The following is a 16,656-nucleotide window of genomic DNA, read 5'->3' on the forward strand; positions in this document are numbered from 1 at the left end:
CAATCTCTATTGGTTTGAGAGGCGACGGCCTGTGTCCTTTGGCGTAAAGGAGATTATTGATTTCTAGTAGAATGTCTTCTGTAGTTGCCTTTCTGCCGTACAGTTTTAGCTGACGTCGTGCCATCATTCCACCAAAAGGTGAGACATATCAAAAACTGGAAAAAAGACTCTATTTGTGACACAAAACAATACTAACACAAATTAATTACACAAATTACTTGTTTTTAAAAATGAAAAAAATCGAAATTAACAAAATTTACAATATGAATTGTATTGAGGGTATGAAGTTAATTCCTAAAAATAAAATCGATTTGATTATCACCGATCCGCCATTTGCAATTAATTTTAAGGCTACCAAGGCAAATTATAACAGAATTTCTTCTAGGGTCATGCAAGGGTATAATGAAATCAAAGCTGTAGATTACTATGATTTTTCATATCATTGGATGAAAGAAGCATTTCGCATTCTAAAAGATTCTGGAAGCATGTATGTTTTTTCAGGTTGGAATAATCTCAAAGATATTCTTAGGGCATTAGATGATGTTGGATTTATTACAGTGAATCACATTATCTGGAAATACCAGTTTGGTGTTGTAACAAAAAAGAAATTTGTCACATCTCACTATCATTGTCTTTATGTTTGTAAAGATGATAAGCAGAGAAAATTTTTCCCATTCTCTAGATTTGAAAAAAACTCTAAATCAGACAAAGGCCGTAGTCTTCATTATAAAGACAAAGAGGATGTTTGGGAGATTAAACGTGAGTATTGGACTGGTGATGAAAAGACTCCAACAAAGCTTCCTGCTGAATTAATTGAAAAATTGTTACACTACTCCAGTGAAAAAAAAGATATTGTTTTGGATCCTTTCTTAGGTTCTGGTCAGGTTGCTGTTGTAAGCAAGTACATGAATAGAAGACACTTGGGATTTGAAATTGTGCCTGAGTATTACAAATTTGCAAAAAAAAGACTAGATAAAAATCTCTATCGTATAAAAAAATCTGAATAATTTCTATGCCTTGTTTGAATTGTCCGTATTTTGACCCATTCTCTTTGCAATTATTTTTCGAAGATCATCATCAGATTTTCCTTCAACGTTTATTCCAAATGTTTTAACCATGGTTTCTAGCTTTTGTCTTTCATTTTCTACTGGTGCTGAAATATTTGGCGTAGTCTCTGAGATATTTTTCATTTGACTCTGAACTTCAGTTCTTGCTCTATTGAATTCATATGCTATTTTTCCTAATTTTCTTGCAGCACTGGGCAGTTGATTGGTTCCTAAAATCAATACTAACGCAACAAAAATTATGATTATCCATTCGTTTCCTAATATGTCCAACGAATAATCAAACATAGAGTAAAATCGGATTATTTGAAATTAAATGTAATGTTTTAGTTCTTATCTGATGTTTTTTCACAATTCTAGTTCTGAAAATCAAATCCGAGAATATCCCTACTGTTTTAAAAAACATCAATTCTGATGATATTTATGAAAAAAATTGAAGTAATTGTTAGGCCAGAACTCAAAGACAAAACTGTCAGTGCAATCAAAAAGGTAGGTGTTGGAGGAATAACTCTATTTCATGTACAAGGCCAAGGTTCTGCAGATCCACCTTTAGTTGGACAATATTTCTCAAAAGAAATGATAATCTGCGTAGTTGAAGATCCAAAGTTAGATGAGGTGTTAAATACAATCGCAAAAGTTGCATGTACTGGAACAAAAGGTGATGGTAAGGTCTTTGTCACTTCAGTAGAAGATGCACTTGATATTTGCACAAAAAAACGTGGAACTACATCAATTTAATTTTCTTATTTTTTCCTATTGTAAATAACAACTAATAGTTTTGTATGCTGTTAGGTTCTAATTTTTTTTCTATATTTTATGGCTAAAAGTGTAATTACAATTCCTATCATAAAAAATACCATGTATGGTGATTGATGACCAAATGATTGTGCTATCGGTCCGCCTATTGTTGGGCCTATGACCCAACCAATCCCAAATACTGTTTCATAGGCACCAATAATTTTTCCTGATATTCCTTTACTTGTTCTGCTCAAAATTATCTCAAGTGTCAAAGGGAAAAAGATACTAAATCCAAATCCCATTGATATCAGTGCTATTGCAAACATGATAAAAGAATCTGAAGTAGCTGAAATTATCAGTCCAAATGAAATGGCTATTGTTGCAGCAATTAACGTTTGACTAGTTCTTCTTGAAAATTTACCAGCTAAAGCCAGCGAGATTACTCTTGAAATTCCAAAAGTAAAATACAATAACAAAATATCCACATCTGACATTCCATTATCATTTAAGAAAGCTGGATAGATTGATAGAATTATTCCAAAAGACGATGTACAAAAAATTAATAAAATTATTACCTCTGGAAATTTTTTCATCTCTTTAATTGAAGAAAACGAAAACCTCTCATTGTGGTTTGTGATACTTCTTCTAGAGATCAAAAGGGCACAAATTATCGAACTGGCCAAAATAAAGGCAGTGATCTGAAATAGAATTCTATACGTAATATCCAGACCCTCAAGAAATACTGTTCCTAATAGTGGACCTACCATAAATCCCATCACAAAAAACATTGTAAACCAAGAGATGTTTCTGACTCTGGTTTGCTCATTGCTTTGATTGGATATGATGGCTTGACATGGTGGCCAGAAAAATGCATGAGCAATACCTGTCATAATTCTAAATCCCATAATCTCTGGAACAGATTGTGCTATTGAAAGAAGATAGATTGATGCTGAATTAATTGCCGTGCCTATTGCTAAAAGATACCCGTTGTTGAATTTGTCAAGTAGTATCCCTACAAAAACTGGGATAAACATGTAAGGAATAAAATTTGCCAGTCCGATAAAACCAAGATCAGAATACGTTGCTCCGATAATGTTTTTTGCAAATATTGGTAGTATTGGACCGTGAAGCCCGTATGACACTCCGATGATTAAACCAGTGATGTTTACAAGTACAAGAATTCTATTCATTTGTATGCGGCAATCATTATTGCCCCGCCCATAAGATCTTTCTCAAATTCTACTTTGGAAAATTTCTCTAGTAGCAGTTTTTCTAATTTTTTGTTTTGTGGCCATCTTTTGTAAGTTCCATACAGAGTGCCAAACTTCAAACCTAATCTTCCTCCTGCAATTAATGCTAAAATGGGAAGAATAAATCTGAGATAAAATGAAACTCCAAATCTAATTACTGCTTCATCTGGTTTTCCTAAATCCACAATAACAAATCTGCCTTTGTCTTTTAGTACTCTGTGAATTTCTGAGATTGCAATTCTCAAATTAATAGCATCCCTAAGAGAATATCCGCACAAGACTGCATCAAACTCTTCATTCTTAAATGGAATATGTTCAAAAACACCGTTTATCAAATCTGGAGTCTTTTCAAAATGAGTGCCAGTATTCTTTAACATTGGTACCAAAGGATCGTATAGTGTAATTGAAATTTTTCCGTCACATAATTTCAAAGCTGTTTTAGACATGTTTCCAAAACCAGAACCTGCATCAAGAATTTTATTTCCTGGAAATACTCTACCTGCTATTCCTCTGTTTCTATGTTCTACATCTTTGCCTAGCGATATGTATGAATTTACTTTGTCATAAACTGGTATGATTTCACGAAGTACTTCAATGACCTCTCCCCAATAACTTCCTAAACCCATAACTATCGTCTTAATTGACTAGCTTGAATACCTTTCAAATCTAAACTTAGGATGCTGTAAATTTAGTTGCGTTTTTAGAATAATTCACTAAATCTGATTCTGGTATTTTTTCAAATATTTTTTTCTCTGATGTAACTTTGGCCATTTTGATATGGTTGACTCCTTCTTTTTGTTCTACTTTGAGATTGATTGCTGCAATGGCAAGTGATGCTGCATCGCTTAAACTCATTTCAGAATTGTAATGTTTTTCCAAAAATGCATTGACATCATCAGAACCTGCCCCTATTGCAATTGCTGCATATTGAACATAAGTACCACTTGGATCTGTAACGTAAATTGACTCTCCTTTTTGATCAACTCCTGCAATTATCAGGGCAACTCCATTAGGACGTACTCCAGAATATTGTGTAAATTGATGAGATTGATCAGCCAAGTGCTTTGCAACAGTTGCAACTTCAACTGCTTCATCGTAGGTCATTTTATTTCCCTGCGAAAAGAATCTGGCATTATCCACTTGAACACGAGCATCTGGAATGTAACCTGCAGCTGCCACGCCTATATGGTAATCGACTTGAAATATTTTTTGAGTTACATTTGAAGTCTGTAGTGCACGTGGTTTTTCTTCTACTGCCATAATGACTCCCTCTTTACTTCGTATTCCTATTGCTAATGTGCCTCGTTTTACCGTCTCAATAGCATACTCTACTTGGTAAATTCTACCATCAGGAGAATACATTGTAGGGGTCATATCATACCCACGAGACGCCATCATATGTTGACGAGTTCTTTCTCAGTCAATTTAAGGGTAATTATCATTCGTTAATCTGTAATAGATATGGACTAGATCTGGAAATAGTGTTTTAAGTAATTTTCACCTATATTCCTTAAGAAAAAAATGACTCAAGCACAACTTATGGCCTTTAAGGAAATTATAAGATCAAGAGCAGAACAAAGAAAGCCTGACAAACAAACTAGTAAATTATTATTTTATTTATTTACTAGTACAAGAGGGGGTTTTACAAGACTCAGAATAATTATGCTTTTGCTTGAAAGATCATATAATACACATCAATTGGCCCAAGAACTTGAATTAGATTACAAAGCTGTTCAACATCACATGAAAGTTTTAGAGAAAAATAACATGGTTCTAAAAATCGGCGAAAGATACGGTGCAGTATTTTATCTATCTACATTTTTAGAAGTAAATATTGGCGCACTTGATATGGCAATTGATAAACTTGATAGAAAAATGAACCAAAAAAAGGTCTATCTTTAATGATAAAGTCATTGACTATTTCGCGATCTGATTTTCTTGAAATAAACTTAATATAATATACCATTCCAAAACCGTCATCTTGGTAAAGCTAGATCCATTTGCAAATGCAACTCAACAAGTAAATGATGCATGTGATGTTCTTGGAATAAAGGACAGAGGACTTCGTGAATATTTAGCAATTCCAAACAAAGTTTTGAGAGTTAAAATTCCCGTAAAAATGGATAATGGACAAATTAGAATTTTCACAGGTTTTAGAAGTCAACATAATAATGATAGAGGTCCATACAAAGGTGGAATACGTTACTTTAATCCTGAGGGTGGAGTTGAATACATGGAACGTGAAGTTATGGCATTATCTTCTTGGATGACTTGGAAATGTGCAATTGTTGATATTCCACTTGGTGGTGGCAAAGGTGGAATCTTTGTAAATCCAAAAACCGATAAACTAAGTGATGCTGAATTAGAAAGATTAACTCGAGGATTTGCATTTAAAATTTCTGAAATAATTGGACCTGGTAAAGATATTCCAGCACCAGATGTTTACACTACAGGTAGAGAAATGACTCAAATCATGGATACCTATAACAAACTTCATGGAAATATTTCTACACCTGGTGTAATTACTGGTAAACCACTTTCAATGGGTGGTTCTCTAGCAAGAAATGTTGCAACTGGTTTGGGTGTAGCATATTGTGTAAGAGAAGCTGCAAAAGCTATAAAGCTTAATCTAAAAGGTGCCAAAGTTGTTTTGCAAGGATTTGGAAACGCCTCAACTTTTGCAGGTGAATATTTAGAAAAAATGGGCTCCAAAGTAATTGCTGTAAGTGATTCTAAAGGTTCAATCTCAATTCCAAATGGAGCTAAAGTTAGTAAATTATTAGAATTTAAAACAAAGACAGGTTCTGTTGTTGGATTTCCTGGAAGTAAGAAAATATCCACTGAGGAATTACTTACAACAAAATGTGATATCTTAGTTCCTGGTGCATTAGAGAATCAAATTAATGCAAAGATTGCACAGAATCTTAAATGTAAAATTATTGCAGAAGCTGCAAACGGTCCAACATTACCTGAAGCAGATCCTATAATTTTCAAAAAGAAAATTTTAGTTATTCCAGACATTTTGGCAAACTCTGGTGGTGTATGCATTTCATATTTAGAATGGGTACAAAATAACATGGGTTACTATTGGACTTTTGATGAAGTTGCAAACAAGATGGAAGGCAACATTACAAAAGGTTTCAAAGATGCTTATGCAATGGCAAATAAACACAAAATTGACATGAGGCGAGCTACTATGGCTTTGGCAGTAAGTAGAGTTGTAGAAGCCTTTAACCAAAAAGGCATTTGGCCTTAGACCAAGTACGATTCATAACAAATCAATTGCTCTGTAAATCTTATCTTTCCATTTGTTATTGATGTGAGTTTTCTTTTAAATGAAAGATCAATCTTTGTTCTACGCTGTAAAAGTTGAATTGTCTTTCCTGTAAGATATCTTCCTTTTCTATCTCTGTCAAAAAGAATGATTATTTTTTCATATCTTGAAACATAATCTGCAAAATTTACAATTCCGCCAAATCTATGAAATTCAATTACCTCCCCTGAGAACCCAAGTCTTTTCAATGCAGATGCGTCTCTTTTTCCTTCTACTGCAACTATGCTGTCTTTCATCGAATTTAACTGAAGTACAAATTTTTTTATCTCTTGAATCTCTTGTTCTGTAACAAGCACAACGTTATGTCTGCTTTAACATATTAATCGCTTTTGCTAAATATCTACAATGTCTGAAGTTTTAGTTGTTCACAATACACGAATAGAAGGTTCAGGATATCTGGGTGAACTCTTAAACAACGATGGATTTGATATCACTTCAGTTCATGCAAAACATGAAAATATTCCAGAAAAAAAATATTCACTAATAGTAATTTTAGGCGCCCCTGAAAGCGCAAATGATGATTTCCCCTATTTACAAGAGGAGCAAAAACTAATCAAAAAAACAGTGGAGGATAATATTCCATTACTTGGAATCTGTTTAGGCTCACAATTGATTGCAAAAACATTTGGTGCAAAGGTGTACCCAGGACCAAAAAAGGAAATTGGATTTTACCATGATCTTGTCACTGATAATAACTCCAAACTGTTCTCTGGATTTACAAACCCTTTCACTGTTTTTCATTGGCATGGAGATACTTTTGATTTGCCAGAAAAAGCAACTCGATTAGCACATTCAGAAAATTATCAAAATCAAGCATTTCAAATTGGTAGTGCAGTTGGATTGCAATTTCACATGGAAGTCAATGAAGAAATGATTAATCTATGGCTTGATAAGACTGAGGAAAAACTTCATCAAATCCCATACATTGATCCAAAAAAAATTCGTTCTGATATAGATGAAAATATTTCAATTGTTAAAAACAATATGAATAATTTTTACAATAATTTCAAATCATCATTTCATCTTTGACCAAAGTTTAATATACAGAGTTTTTAATTCATCGATCTAACAATGAGTGCTGTGAAGAAAATCTTTGAGGAAACAATTCAAACCGATCATAAAGTTATCACAGAAGAACTCTCAAAAACTATTCTCAAAACATATGGCGTTAAAGTTCCACCCTTTGCACTAGTTACTTCTGCTGAAGAAGCAGCCAAACAAGCAAAAAAGATTGGTTTTCCACTTGTAATGAAAGTTGTTTCACCACAAATTTTACACAAAACTGATGTTGGTGGTGTTAAAGTTGGACTAGATAATGTCAATGATGTCAAAAAGACATTCAAAGACATGTATGGTAGATTATCTAAAAAGAAAGGTGTTGAAGTAAAAGGAATTCTTCTAGAAAAGATGGTTCCAAAAGGCGTAGAACTTATTGTCGGTATTCAAAATGATCCTCAATTCGGTCCAGTGATTATGGTTGGTCTGGGCGGAATAATGACTGAAGTAATGAAAGATGTTGCATTCAGAATGCTGCCTATTTCAACTTCAGATGCAAAATCTATGCTCAATGAATTAAAAGGCTCAGCACTACTAAAAGGATTCAGAGGAAGTGACCCAATTGATACAAACATGGTTGCACAAATGCTTGTACAAATTGGAAAACTAGGCGTAGAAAATGCAGATTACATAAACAGCATTGACTTTAACCCCGTTGTTGTTTATCCTAAATCACACTTTGTAGTTGACGCAAAAATTATTCTCAATAAAGAAATTAGAAAAGATTCAATCTCAAAAGCTAAACCAAACATTGAATCAATGGAGACATTCTTTACTCCAGAATCTGTTGCACTGGTAGGTGCATCCTCAACACCTGGAAAGATTGGCAATTCTGTATTGATTGCACTTGGAAAACAAGATTACAAGGGTAAAGTATTTCCAATTAATCCTAAACAAGAATCAATTCTCGGAATCAAATGTTATCCAACATTAGATGCAATTAACGAAAAGGTTGACTTGGTTGTTGTTTGCATTGATCTTGCAGAATGTGGGCCTATTATGGAAACATGTGCAAAGAAAGGAATTCACAATGTTGTAATTGTTTCAGGTGGAGGAAAAGAACTTGGTGGTGATAGAGCTACAATGGAAGCTAAAGTAAAAGAATTATCTCTAAAACACAAAATTCGTGTAGTTGGTCCTAACTGTATTGGAATGTTTAATGCTGCAAATCGTCTTGATTGTGCATTCCAGGGACAAGAAAGAATGGTGCGTTCAAAATTAGGAAACGTTGCATTTTTCTCACAAAGTGGAACCATGGGAATTAGTATGTTAGAAAGTGCTGATGTGTTTGGCTTATCTAAAATGATCAGTTTTGGTAATCGTTCTGATGTGGATGAAGCAGATATGATATGGTATGCTGCAAATGATCCTCAAACTAAAGTAATTGGATTATACGTTGAAGGATTTGGTGATGGTAGAAAATTCATCAATACTGCCAAACGTGTAATGAAAGAGCAAAAGAAACCAATCGTAATTTGGAAGAGTGGAAGAACTGCAGCAGGTGCAAAACAAGCTGCATCACATACAGGCTCTCTTGGTGGTTCAAATGCAATTATCATGGGAGCATTCAAACAAGCAGGAATTATTTCAGTTGACAGTTATCAAGAACTAGTCGGAGTCCTAAAGGCACTAGCATGGCAGCCTCCGGCAAAAGGAAATCGTGTTGCAATGACTAGTAATGGTGCAGGTCCAATGATTGGCGGAATTGATCAATTAGAGAGATTAGGTCTAACTATTGGAAAGTTAGCTCCAGAACATGTCAAAAAAATTAAGGAACATTTCCCACCAACTGTTCCAATTCATAATGGTAATCCAGCAGATGTAGGTGGTGGTGCAAATGCAGATGATTATAGATTTGTCATTCAACAATTTCTTGACGATAAGAATATTGACATTGCTATGCCATGGTTTGTTTTCCAAGATGATCCGCTAGAAGAAACAATAGTTGGATATCTAGCTGAATTATCAAATAAAAAGATAAAACCAATTTTAGCTGGCGGTAATGGTGGCCCATATACTGAAAAAATGAGAAAATTGATTGAGGCAAATAATGTTCCAGTATACAGTGACCTTAGAACTTGGGTTGCAGCTGCATCTGCATTATCTCAATGGGGCAAAGTGCTCGGAAAATAGATAACATTTAAGACTGGCACAACTAGAAAAAATATTATGTCTTTAGTTACTACATCTACTTCTGACGGCATTTGTACTGTCAAAATAAACAGACCTGACAAACTTAATGCCATGAATATTGATGTTGCAAAAGAACTCATCAAAACTTTTGAAACCCTAGACAAAGATGATAATGTTAAAGTGATCATCTTAACTGGTGAAGGAGAAAAAGCATTTTCTGCAGGTGCAGATATCGAATACATGTCAAAAATTTCTCCGGATGAATCCGTAGCATATGCAAAAACAGGCCAACTCGTAACTTCTACAGTTGAACTTGTAAGACAGCCTACAATTGCAGCCGTTAATGGTTTTGCACTTGGAGGTGGTTGCGAACTTGCAATGTCTTGTGATATTCGAATCGCAGCTGATACTGCAAAACTTGGACAACCAGAAGTCACAATTGGAATTCCTCCAGGTTGGGGTGGAACACAAAGATTGATGAGAATTGTAGGAATAGCAAAAGCAAAAGAACTTGTCTATACTGGCAAGATGATCAAAGCAGATGAAGCAAAGGAAATTGGATTAGTAAATCAAGTAGTTCCACTTGCATCATTACAAGAAGAAGCCTTGAAGATGGCAAAACAAATTGCCGCAAACTCCACAATGGGTGTTCAAATGTCAAAAGTTGCAATTAACAAAGGAAGAAACGCAGATCTTGACACTGGACTCGCAGTTGAGCTACTTGCCTGGAGAAACTGTTTTACTCATTCAGACAGAGAAGAACGCATGACAGCTTTTGTAAATAAATCAAAAAAGTAAGCTATCCCTAACTTCTTTCTTATTTTCTTGAATTACTAGTAGGTTCGGTATGAAAAGCTTATTATAATTTAAAACAGCATTTGTGTTAATATGGCATCTGAACAAACACAGAAAATGATCACTGTTTCACCAAAAGCAGCTGAAAAAATCAAAGAGTTCATGAAAGAAGAAGCAGACAATCCTCAATACCTTAGAGTTTATGTCCAAGGTGGCGGTTGCTCTGGATTATCTTATGGAATGGGCTTTGAGAAAGCACCAGAAGAAGATGACTTGGTCATGGAAGAAACTGGTATCAAACTATTAGTTGATAGTTACAGTGTTGATCATCTAAAAGGTGCAAACGTCGACTATATTGAAAGCCTAATGGGTTCTGGATTCAAAATCAACAATCCAAATGTTACAAAATCCTGTTCATGTGGTCATTCATTTAGCACTGAATAAACAACATCATTTTTCATTTTTATGTTCTTTAGTGTAAACTGTATCTAATTCCACTTTTTGAAATTTTTTATTTTATTGAAAATCCTTTCGATACCCTCATATATCGAGAATAAAAACCCAAATTATGATAATTAAGGAGATGAAGAAAGTATGTCCAATAAATCAGGAATTGTCAAATATCATGTTAAACTTTCCTTTGAAGTTGACGGACTTGTCGAACGAGCAGATATAATCGGGGCTATCTTCGGTCAGACCGAAGGATTGTTAGGCCCAGAGATGAATCTGAACGAACTACAACGAGTCTCTAAAGTTGGTCGTATTGAAGTAAATACAAAATCTACTTCAAATACAACAAACGGTGATGCATTAATTCCAATGAGTACTGATATTGATACATGTGCATTAATTGCAGCTGGAATTGAAAGTATTGATAAAGTTGGTCCATTTGATTGTGTCTTCAAATTAGAAGCAATCGATGATGTGAGAGCAGCTAAAAAAGATGACATTGTAAGACGTGCTAAAGAAATCAAACAGCGATGGGCTACCAAAACTGTTAGTGAAGGTGAAAGTATGCTAAAAGATGTTCATGAAGGAGATTCTAAAAGACTATCAACATATGGTCCATCTAAACTGACATGTAGTTCTGGAGTATTTGATTCACCTTGGATAATTTTAGTTGAAGGTAGAGCAGATGTAATTAATCTTCTCAGAGCTGGATATGATAATGCAATTGCAATTGAAGGTGCAAAAATTGATGAATCCATCAAAGAATTATGCGCATCAAAAAATACTATAGTTGCATTCATTGACGGTGACAGAGCAGGAGGTTTTATCCTCAAAGAACTAAAATCTGTTGTCAATATTGATTATGAGTTAAGAGCAGATACTGGTGTTGAGGTAGAAGAATTATCTCCACAAAGAATTGATGAGATTCTAAGACCAATCGCTGATGAAATTAAAACTGGAAAACCTGTGGCTGTTCTTAAAAGTGCAGACGATAAACCAATTGCTGAAATAGCATCTAGAGTTTTCCCAAATCTCAATGAAACTCTTGAAGCTGTAGCATTAGATGAAAACGAAAAAGAAATTTTCAAAGTTCCAATTAGCGAAGTAGTTAGCAAACTCTCAACACAATCTGGAATCAAATACCTTCTATTGGATGGTATTATTACTCAGAGACTTTTGGAAGGTGCCAAAAATGCAGGTATTGAATGTGTTATTGGACATAGAGTTGCAAAATTAACAAACTCTGAAGGACTAAATCTAAAAACATTCGGTGACCTAGGCGTAGTATAGGGCTCATCGATGACTGAACTGAAAATTCAGCACATCCTGACTCTAACTTATCTTCTTTCTAAAGGTGCAAAGCATAATTTCATAACCATCACCACTGATTCCTTGGGAAAGAATATTAAAAAATCACAACAGGCAGCATCTAAACATCTGCTTGAATTGGAAAACAATCAATTCATTGAGAGAATAATTACCGGCAGAAACATCTCTGTGAAAATAACTCCAAAAGGTTTTTCTGAAATGGTGAAATTGTCTGCGACTCTTCAAAAAAGTCTTGATTCTACTCCGTCTACAGTTGAGCTCAAAGGTACTTTGGTTTCAGGAATGGGAGAAGGTGCATACTATATGTCCCTCAAAGGCTACACAAAGCAATTCAAATCAAAGATTGGTTACATTCCATTTCCTGGAACACTTAATGTTAGACTGGATAAAAAAATACATCAAGAGGCAATTAAACAATTTGAGAATCTAAATGGAATTACAATTGAGAGTTTCTCAGATGGTAAAAGAACGTATGGTTGGGTAAAATGTTTTCATGCAAAAATTAATCAATCAATTAATTGTGAATTGATAATTCTAGAAAGAACACATCATGATAATTCTATCATTGAATTAATCTCAGATGTTTGTATTAAAAAGTCAGGGAAACTAAAAAATGGTTCTCAAGTAACAATTACAATTCCTATACTGTCATAATTTCCTTAAAATTAAATTCCATGAATTGATTCCCCATACTCTTTTTGTATTTTAGAGCTGGAGCTTTCTGGAATCGGCGATTGTAATCTTGCAACCTTTGCATCGAGTTGAATTTTTTTACACCCGTCAATGATAAATTTCTCTTGATGTACCTGGTCGTATCCTAATGCAATAATTTGTGGTTTTACTAGATTGACTGTTTTGAATATGTCGTCTTCTTGTCCAATTAGACAAAGATCCACCATTACTAGTGAATCAACCAACTCTTGTCTCTGTTCTTTGCTGTGAAGTGGCTGCCTTTTTTTCATTTTTAGGGCAGTATTGTCTGTAGCTACTACTACTATCAAAACATCTCCTAATGATTTTGCCGCATTGAGTGTATAGATGTGCCCAGGATGAATTATATCAAATACTCCGCCTGCTAAAACCACACGAAGAGAAGACCTTCCAAGTTCAGTCAGTGCAGATCTGTCTTCTTTTACTAACTTGTTTTTTATCAGTTCATCTATTTCTAAATCAATTAATTTTTGTGTAAATCCTTTTTTTGTCAGATTATCAATGTGTGATTTACCTGTAATCCCAGACAGATACAGTTCAGTTAAAATTGATTTTTTTATTAATTCCAATAATCTTTTCTAAAACTACTCTCACTTTAATTCATCGATAAATATTACATTTTTGGCTCAAGACCCTTTGCCAATCTAAGTGCATCCACCAAGCCATCGGCATATCCTATACTCAAAATTGCAACCTCATCTTGACCGTCTTCAAGAAATTTTTCTGCATCTTGAATATACAATTCAGCATTATCTAGAATCACTTTGAATTCTTTTTGATCTTTGTAATATGGAATTATTTCTTCTAACGCTTCTCTTACCATTGGAACATATTTTTTCATCATTTGTTCTGAAATCTTTTTTGTCTTTTCTGAATTGTCATGTGGTTCATCTAGACATTTTGCAAGTATCTTCAATGCGTCTGATTCAGTAAAGTGCAGTCTTCCAGGAATTATTATTGTATGTGGAGGTTTTCCAAAATCAATTTTTTTTAGACTAGAAATCTTTCCTGACGTGATTGATTGATCTTTGAATCCTATTCTTGATGCAACTATTGCATATGTTGATAAATCAATAACATTTCTTTTTTGTCCCTTTTCAGTTTCAATTAGTCCCGTCAATGCATCTTTTGGATCCATGAAAAATTTTTTGTCCTGATTATACTCTAATAATAATACTGTGTGGTTTCCTTCTATGATGTTTTTATAAATAACATAGTATGGGGTTGTTAGTGATTTCATCTCACTCATTATTGTAGCAATTCTACCAATCTTGTAAAAATGAAGACCGCACTCTCCAATCATTGATGTAAGCGATGATGATGCATGAATCGAGTGAGTCTTTATTTTTTCTTGAATGGCTCGTGTTCTTAATTCAATATGTGTAGTAGCAATGTATGGATCTCCATATGATAACAGTACAACTTTTTTTGTTTTTGCGTGCTTTAAGATCTCATTTCCGTCTTCAACTAACCATCTTTTGCCTTCTTTTAGTTCACCATTTGTCATTTTTTTGATTTTTAACACATCTGCTTTTCCAATAGGGCTTGTGAATTGTTCAAAATACACAATATCTGCTTTTGATAAAACTTCTAAAGCTTCAACTGGGATTGATTTTGAACCCGAAATTCCTAAACCTACAAACCAAAGCATTACTGCAAGTTTTTGTCATGTAGTCTTTTTAAATGATGTATCATTCGCTTTAAGATTTCAATTCCTCTTAGATACTCGTCAATTGACACTCTTTCATCTATTGTATGGGCCTCATGAGGATCCCCTGGGCCATAAGTTACAACTGGAATCTTCCACTGGTTTCCAATTACGTTCATGTCTCCAGTACCTGTTTTTCGAATCAGTGTTGGTCTTGTGTGCTCTACATCCATTATACCCAGAGTGAATGCCCTTACTATGGCAGAATTGTGTGGAGCTTCAAATGGCTCAGTCTCATCAATAATTGAATAATATGCCTCAACTTTTCTTTTCTGGGCTATCTCATTTACTAGAACTGATATTTTTTGTTCTACTAATTTACAATTTGTATCTACAGGAATTCTGATATCAAAAGTTGAAACACATTCTTTTGGAGTTACGTTATGACTTGTACCTCCATTAATCTCAGTTAATGTTGCAGTTAGAAGCATTCCTTTACTTTTTTTATCTTGTTCTGATTCTAAACCTTCTTTGAGTTCTTTAGAGAAGATCATTGTTTCTTCAATAGCGTTTTTTGAAAGCCATGGTGCACTTGCATGTGCGCTATCATCTACACTCACTTTGAGATTGATTGCCAATCTTCCTTTGTATGCAATTGTTACTTGTTTAATCCCACTTGGTTCTCCAAACACTGCATAATCTACATCCATGGGATTTTTGACGAGATTTTTTACACCTGTAGCATTTCCTTCTTCATCCACAGTGCCGACAAAAATTACCGTGCCGTTATTATTTTGGACTGAAGCTGCTGCAAATAACATTGCCATCAATGGTGCCTTTGCATCAGATGCACCTCTTCCATAAAGTGAGTCTCCTTCTTTTCTTACTTTGACTTTACCTGGAACTACATCCATGTGTCCACAAAGCAATATTTTTGGTGAACCTGTTCCTTTTTTTGCAATAATATTTCCTACTTCATCTATGTGAATATCTTCAAATCCCAAGTCGTCACATTTGTCTGCAAGAAATTCTGCCATTGTTTTTTCATTAAGTGATGGTGTGTACAATCTAAGTGCTTTCTCAAGCATCTTTACGGCAAATCTAGGTGTGACAGTAAATGTTGTTTCCAATTCTCACTTTTTCTTTTTCATTGCGTAATCAATCATTAGGGAAGGTATGTCTACGCCGCATACTCTTACCGTATTTTTATATTCAGTTGTATTGTTAACCTCATGAACTACTAGTCCTCTGTCATTGCTTTCCATCAAATCCACCCCAACTATGTCTCCCTGAACTGCTTTTTTTGCCTTAATACACATTTCTTCCATCTCTGGTGTTACTTTGCATGGTTCTGCAGTTCCGCCTAGAGCCATGTTTGTCTTCCAATTACCATCACCTGAAGTTCTGTAAATTGCTGCAACAATCTTATCTCCTACCATAATTGCTCTAATGTCTCTTGGTGGTCTGCTAACAAATTCTTCTAAATAATGAACTTGATAAATTGGATACATGCTTTCTCTACTGTCAATAATTCCTTCAGCAGAATCTTTGTCGTTTAATTTTGAAATTAATCTGCCCCAACTACCAACTGTTGGTTTGATTACTTTTGGATATCCATGAGTTTCTAAATGCTCAATTGCCGCATCCTTTGAAAATGCAACTGCGGCATATGGTGTTGGAACTCCGAATTTTTTTAACAACATATGTGTAAATAATTTATTTCCTGCAAAAATTCCTGTGTTAAGACAATTAATTACATTTACACCCATTCCTTCTAGTGCTGCAGTAGAATGGAGATTTCTGTAATAGCTTACACATCTCTGTATGACTGGCCCATAGTCTTCTGGTTTGATTTCTAAATCCAATGCTAAATTCTTACAATCAACCATCTGGATGTTGATGTTCTTTTTTTTGCCAGCTTCTAATAGTGCTTTTTCTTCCCAACGGATGGTATCATAAAGAATTGTAACGTCGGGACTCACTGCCCCCAATCCTCGCCAACCGTTTGGGCAGGCTTTAATTGGAAACCGTTTGAACCTTTTGCTAATTCAAAACTTGCGCCACATTCCGGACATGTTACAATTTCTCCTTCCATAGCATCCTTTGGAATGGAAATTTCTGCATCACATTCTTCACATTTTGACATGT

20 protein-coding genes are annotated in these 16,656 nt (G+C 34.6%); 10 read left to right on the forward strand and 10 right to left on the reverse strand.

From position 1 onward, the window contains the following. Nucleotides 1–230: 230 nt before the first annotated feature. Entirely contained in the window at nt 231–1,007 is a 777-nt protein-coding gene (locus BG20_RS07815) for a DNA-methyltransferase (protein WP_010193301.1), read from the forward strand. A 3-nt stretch (nt 1,008–1,010) separates the two neighbouring features. On the opposite strand, the gene BG20_RS07820 is transcribed toward BG20_RS07815, so the two are convergent. Beyond that, a complete protein-coding gene (locus BG20_RS07820) occupies nt 1,011–1,352 on the reverse strand; it encodes a twin-arginine translocase TatA/TatE family subunit (RefSeq protein WP_010193303.1) in 342 nt (113 codons plus the stop codon). 135 nt (nt 1,353–1,487) lie between these two features. Between BG20_RS07820 and BG20_RS07825 the strand changes: the two genes are divergently transcribed. After that, a complete protein-coding gene (locus BG20_RS07825; protein ID WP_010193304.1) occupies nt 1,488–1,802 on the forward strand; it encodes a P-II family nitrogen regulator in 315 nt (104 codons plus the stop codon). 50 nt (nt 1,803–1,852) lie between these two features. Here the strand turns inward: BG20_RS07825 and BG20_RS07830 are convergent, their stop codons facing one another. From BG20_RS07830 to BG20_RS07840, 3 genes are read right to left on the reverse strand one after another with little or no spacing between them, the layout of a single operon-like run. After that, entirely contained in the window at nt 1,853–2,992 is a 1,140-nt protein-coding gene (locus BG20_RS07830) for an MFS transporter (RefSeq protein ID WP_010193306.1), read from the reverse strand. Continuing rightward, complete coding sequence (locus BG20_RS07835) at nt 2,989–3,678, reverse strand: class I SAM-dependent methyltransferase (RefSeq protein ID WP_010193307.1); 690 nt, start codon at nt 3,676–3,678, stop codon at nt 2,989–2,991. Before BG20_RS07835 ends, BG20_RS07830 begins: the two co-directional genes overlap by 4 nt. A gap of 46 nt (nt 3,679–3,724) precedes the next feature. Then, on the reverse strand, nt 3,725–4,450 hold the full coding sequence (locus BG20_RS07840) for an archaeal proteasome endopeptidase complex subunit alpha (protein ID WP_010193309.1): 726 nt from the start codon (nt 4,448–4,450) through the stop codon (nt 3,725–3,727). Between the two features lie 123 nt (nt 4,451–4,573). On the opposite strand from BG20_RS07840, the gene BG20_RS07845 reads away from it, so the two are divergent. Both BG20_RS07845 and BG20_RS07850 read left to right on the forward strand, forming a co-directional pair. After that, entirely contained in the window at nt 4,574–4,954 is a 381-nt protein-coding gene (locus BG20_RS07845) for an ArsR/SmtB family transcription factor (protein WP_010193312.1), read from the forward strand. A gap of 79 nt (nt 4,955–5,033) precedes the next feature. Then, entirely contained in the window at nt 5,034–6,308 is a 1,275-nt protein-coding gene (locus BG20_RS07850) for a Glu/Leu/Phe/Val family dehydrogenase (protein WP_010193316.1), read from the forward strand. On the opposite strand, the gene BG20_RS07855 is transcribed toward BG20_RS07850, so the two are convergent. Further along, nucleotides 6,305–6,682 carry a toprim domain-containing protein gene (locus tag BG20_RS07855; protein ID WP_010193319.1) on the reverse strand — a complete coding sequence of 126 codons (378 nt, stop codon included), beginning with the start codon at nt 6,680–6,682 and terminating at the stop codon, nt 6,305–6,307. The genes BG20_RS07850 and BG20_RS07855 overlap by 4 nt on opposite strands. 49 nt (nt 6,683–6,731) lie before the next feature. On the opposite strand from BG20_RS07855, the gene BG20_RS07860 reads away from it, so the two are divergent. From BG20_RS07860 to BG20_RS07885, 6 genes are all read left to right on the forward strand, one after another. Continuing rightward, a complete protein-coding gene (locus tag BG20_RS07860) occupies nt 6,732–7,415 on the forward strand; it encodes a type 1 glutamine amidotransferase (RefSeq protein ID WP_010193321.1) in 684 nt (227 codons plus the stop codon). A 42-nt stretch (nt 7,416–7,457) separates the two neighbouring features. Further along, on the forward strand, nt 7,458–9,575 hold the full coding sequence (locus BG20_RS07865; RefSeq protein ID WP_010193324.1) for a 3-hydroxypropionate--CoA ligase: 2,118 nt from the start codon (nt 7,458–7,460) through the stop codon (nt 9,573–9,575). Between the two features lie 36 nt (nt 9,576–9,611). Continuing rightward, a complete protein-coding gene (locus BG20_RS07870; protein ID WP_007402160.1) occupies nt 9,612–10,373 on the forward strand; it encodes an enoyl-CoA hydratase/isomerase family protein in 762 nt (253 codons plus the stop codon). Nucleotides 10,374–10,463: 90 nt separating this feature from the next. Beyond that, a complete protein-coding gene (gene erpA / locus BG20_RS07875) occupies nt 10,464–10,814 on the forward strand; it encodes an iron-sulfur cluster insertion protein ErpA (RefSeq protein ID WP_007402159.1) in 351 nt (116 codons plus the stop codon). A gap of 150 nt (nt 10,815–10,964) precedes the next feature. Further along, nucleotides 10,965–12,110: a DNA primase DnaG gene (gene dnaG, locus BG20_RS07880; protein WP_010193327.1), complete on the forward strand. Its 1,146-nt coding sequence runs from the start codon at nt 10,965–10,967 to the stop codon at nt 12,108–12,110. Nucleotides 12,111–12,119: 9 nt separating this feature from the next. Further along, on the forward strand, nt 12,120–12,803 hold the full coding sequence (locus BG20_RS07885) for a DUF120 domain-containing protein (protein WP_010193329.1): 684 nt from the start codon (nt 12,120–12,122) through the stop codon (nt 12,801–12,803). 11 nt (nt 12,804–12,814) lie between these two features. Here the strand turns inward: BG20_RS07885 and BG20_RS07890 are convergent, their stop codons facing one another. The 5 genes from BG20_RS07890 to lysW/argW are packed head-to-tail and all read right to left on the reverse strand — an operon-like array spanning nt 12,815 to nt 16,654. Continuing rightward, nucleotides 12,815–13,429, reverse strand: coding sequence for an FAD synthase family protein (locus tag BG20_RS07890; protein ID WP_010193330.1), 615 nt, complete (start codon nt 13,427–13,429; stop codon nt 12,815–12,817). 44 nt (nt 13,430–13,473) lie between these two features. Beyond that, nucleotides 13,474–14,511, reverse strand: a complete 1,038-nt coding sequence (gene dph5 / locus BG20_RS07895) for a diphthine synthase (RefSeq protein WP_010193333.1) — start codon at nt 14,509–14,511, stop codon at nt 13,474–13,476. Further along, entirely contained in the window at nt 14,511–15,638 is a 1,128-nt protein-coding gene (locus tag BG20_RS07900; RefSeq protein WP_010193335.1) for a M20/M25/M40 family metallo-hydrolase, read from the reverse strand. Before BG20_RS07900 ends, dph5 begins: the two co-directional genes overlap by 1 nt. 3 nt (nt 15,639–15,641) lie before the next feature. After that, a complete protein-coding gene (lysX, locus tag BG20_RS07905) occupies nt 15,642–16,490 on the reverse strand; it encodes a lysine biosynthesis protein LysX (protein ID WP_010193336.1) in 849 nt (282 codons plus the stop codon). Then, nucleotides 16,487–16,654, reverse strand: coding sequence for an alpha-aminoadipate/glutamate carrier protein LysW (gene lysW/argW / locus BG20_RS07910; protein WP_048097168.1), 168 nt, complete (start codon nt 16,652–16,654; stop codon nt 16,487–16,489). The genes lysX and lysW/argW overlap by 4 nt, the downstream gene beginning before the upstream one ends. Nucleotides 16,655–16,656: the final 2 nt, after the last annotated feature.

The sequence above is a fragment of the Candidatus Nitrosarchaeum limnium BG20 genome (assembly GCF_000241145.1).
GTDB lineage: Archaea > Thermoproteota > Nitrososphaeria > Nitrososphaerales > Nitrosopumilaceae > Nitrosarchaeum > Nitrosarchaeum limnae.

What these genes read in the sequence shown, in the direction of transcription:
- BG20_RS07825 (WP_010193304.1), top strand. Translation starts at nt 1,488, where the DNA reads ATGAAAAAAATTGAAGTAATTGTTAGGCCAGAACTCAAAGACAAAACT.
- dph5 (WP_010193333.1), bottom strand. Translation starts at nt 14,511, where the DNA reads ATGCTTTGGTTTGTAGGTTTAGGAATTTCGGGTTCAAAATCAATCCCA.
- BG20_RS07835 (WP_010193307.1), bottom strand. Translation starts at nt 3,678, where the DNA reads ATGGGTTTAGGAAGTTATTGGGGAGAGGTCATTGAAGTACTTCGTGAA.
- BG20_RS07840 (WP_010193309.1), bottom strand. Translation starts at nt 4,450, where the DNA reads ATGATGGCGTCTCGTGGGTATGATATGACCCCTACAATGTATTCTCCT.
- BG20_RS07815 (WP_010193301.1), top strand. Translation starts at nt 231, where the DNA reads ATGAAAAAAATCGAAATTAACAAAATTTACAATATGAATTGTATTGAG.
- BG20_RS07820 (WP_010193303.1), bottom strand. Translation starts at nt 1,352, where the DNA reads ATGTTTGATTATTCGTTGGACATATTAGGAAACGAATGGATAATCATA.
- erpA (WP_007402159.1), top strand. Translation starts at nt 10,464, where the DNA reads ATGGCATCTGAACAAACACAGAAAATGATCACTGTTTCACCAAAAGCA.
- lysW/argW (WP_048097168.1), bottom strand. Translation starts at nt 16,654, where the DNA reads ATGTCAAAATGTGAAGAATGTGATGCAGAAATTTCCATTCCAAAGGAT.
- BG20_RS07845 (WP_010193312.1), top strand. Translation starts at nt 4,574, where the DNA reads ATGACTCAAGCACAACTTATGGCCTTTAAGGAAATTATAAGATCAAGA.
- dnaG (WP_010193327.1), top strand. Translation starts at nt 10,965, where the DNA reads ATGTCCAATAAATCAGGAATTGTCAAATATCATGTTAAACTTTCCTTT.
- BG20_RS07870 (WP_007402160.1), top strand. Translation starts at nt 9,612, where the DNA reads ATGTCTTTAGTTACTACATCTACTTCTGACGGCATTTGTACTGTCAAA.
- BG20_RS07830 (WP_010193306.1), bottom strand. Translation starts at nt 2,992, where the DNA reads ATGAATAGAATTCTTGTACTTGTAAACATCACTGGTTTAATCATCGGA.
- BG20_RS07860 (WP_010193321.1), top strand. Translation starts at nt 6,732, where the DNA reads ATGTCTGAAGTTTTAGTTGTTCACAATACACGAATAGAAGGTTCAGGA.
- BG20_RS07885 (WP_010193329.1), top strand. Translation starts at nt 12,120, where the DNA reads ATGACTGAACTGAAAATTCAGCACATCCTGACTCTAACTTATCTTCTT.
- BG20_RS07865 (WP_010193324.1), top strand. Translation starts at nt 7,458, where the DNA reads ATGAGTGCTGTGAAGAAAATCTTTGAGGAAACAATTCAAACCGATCAT.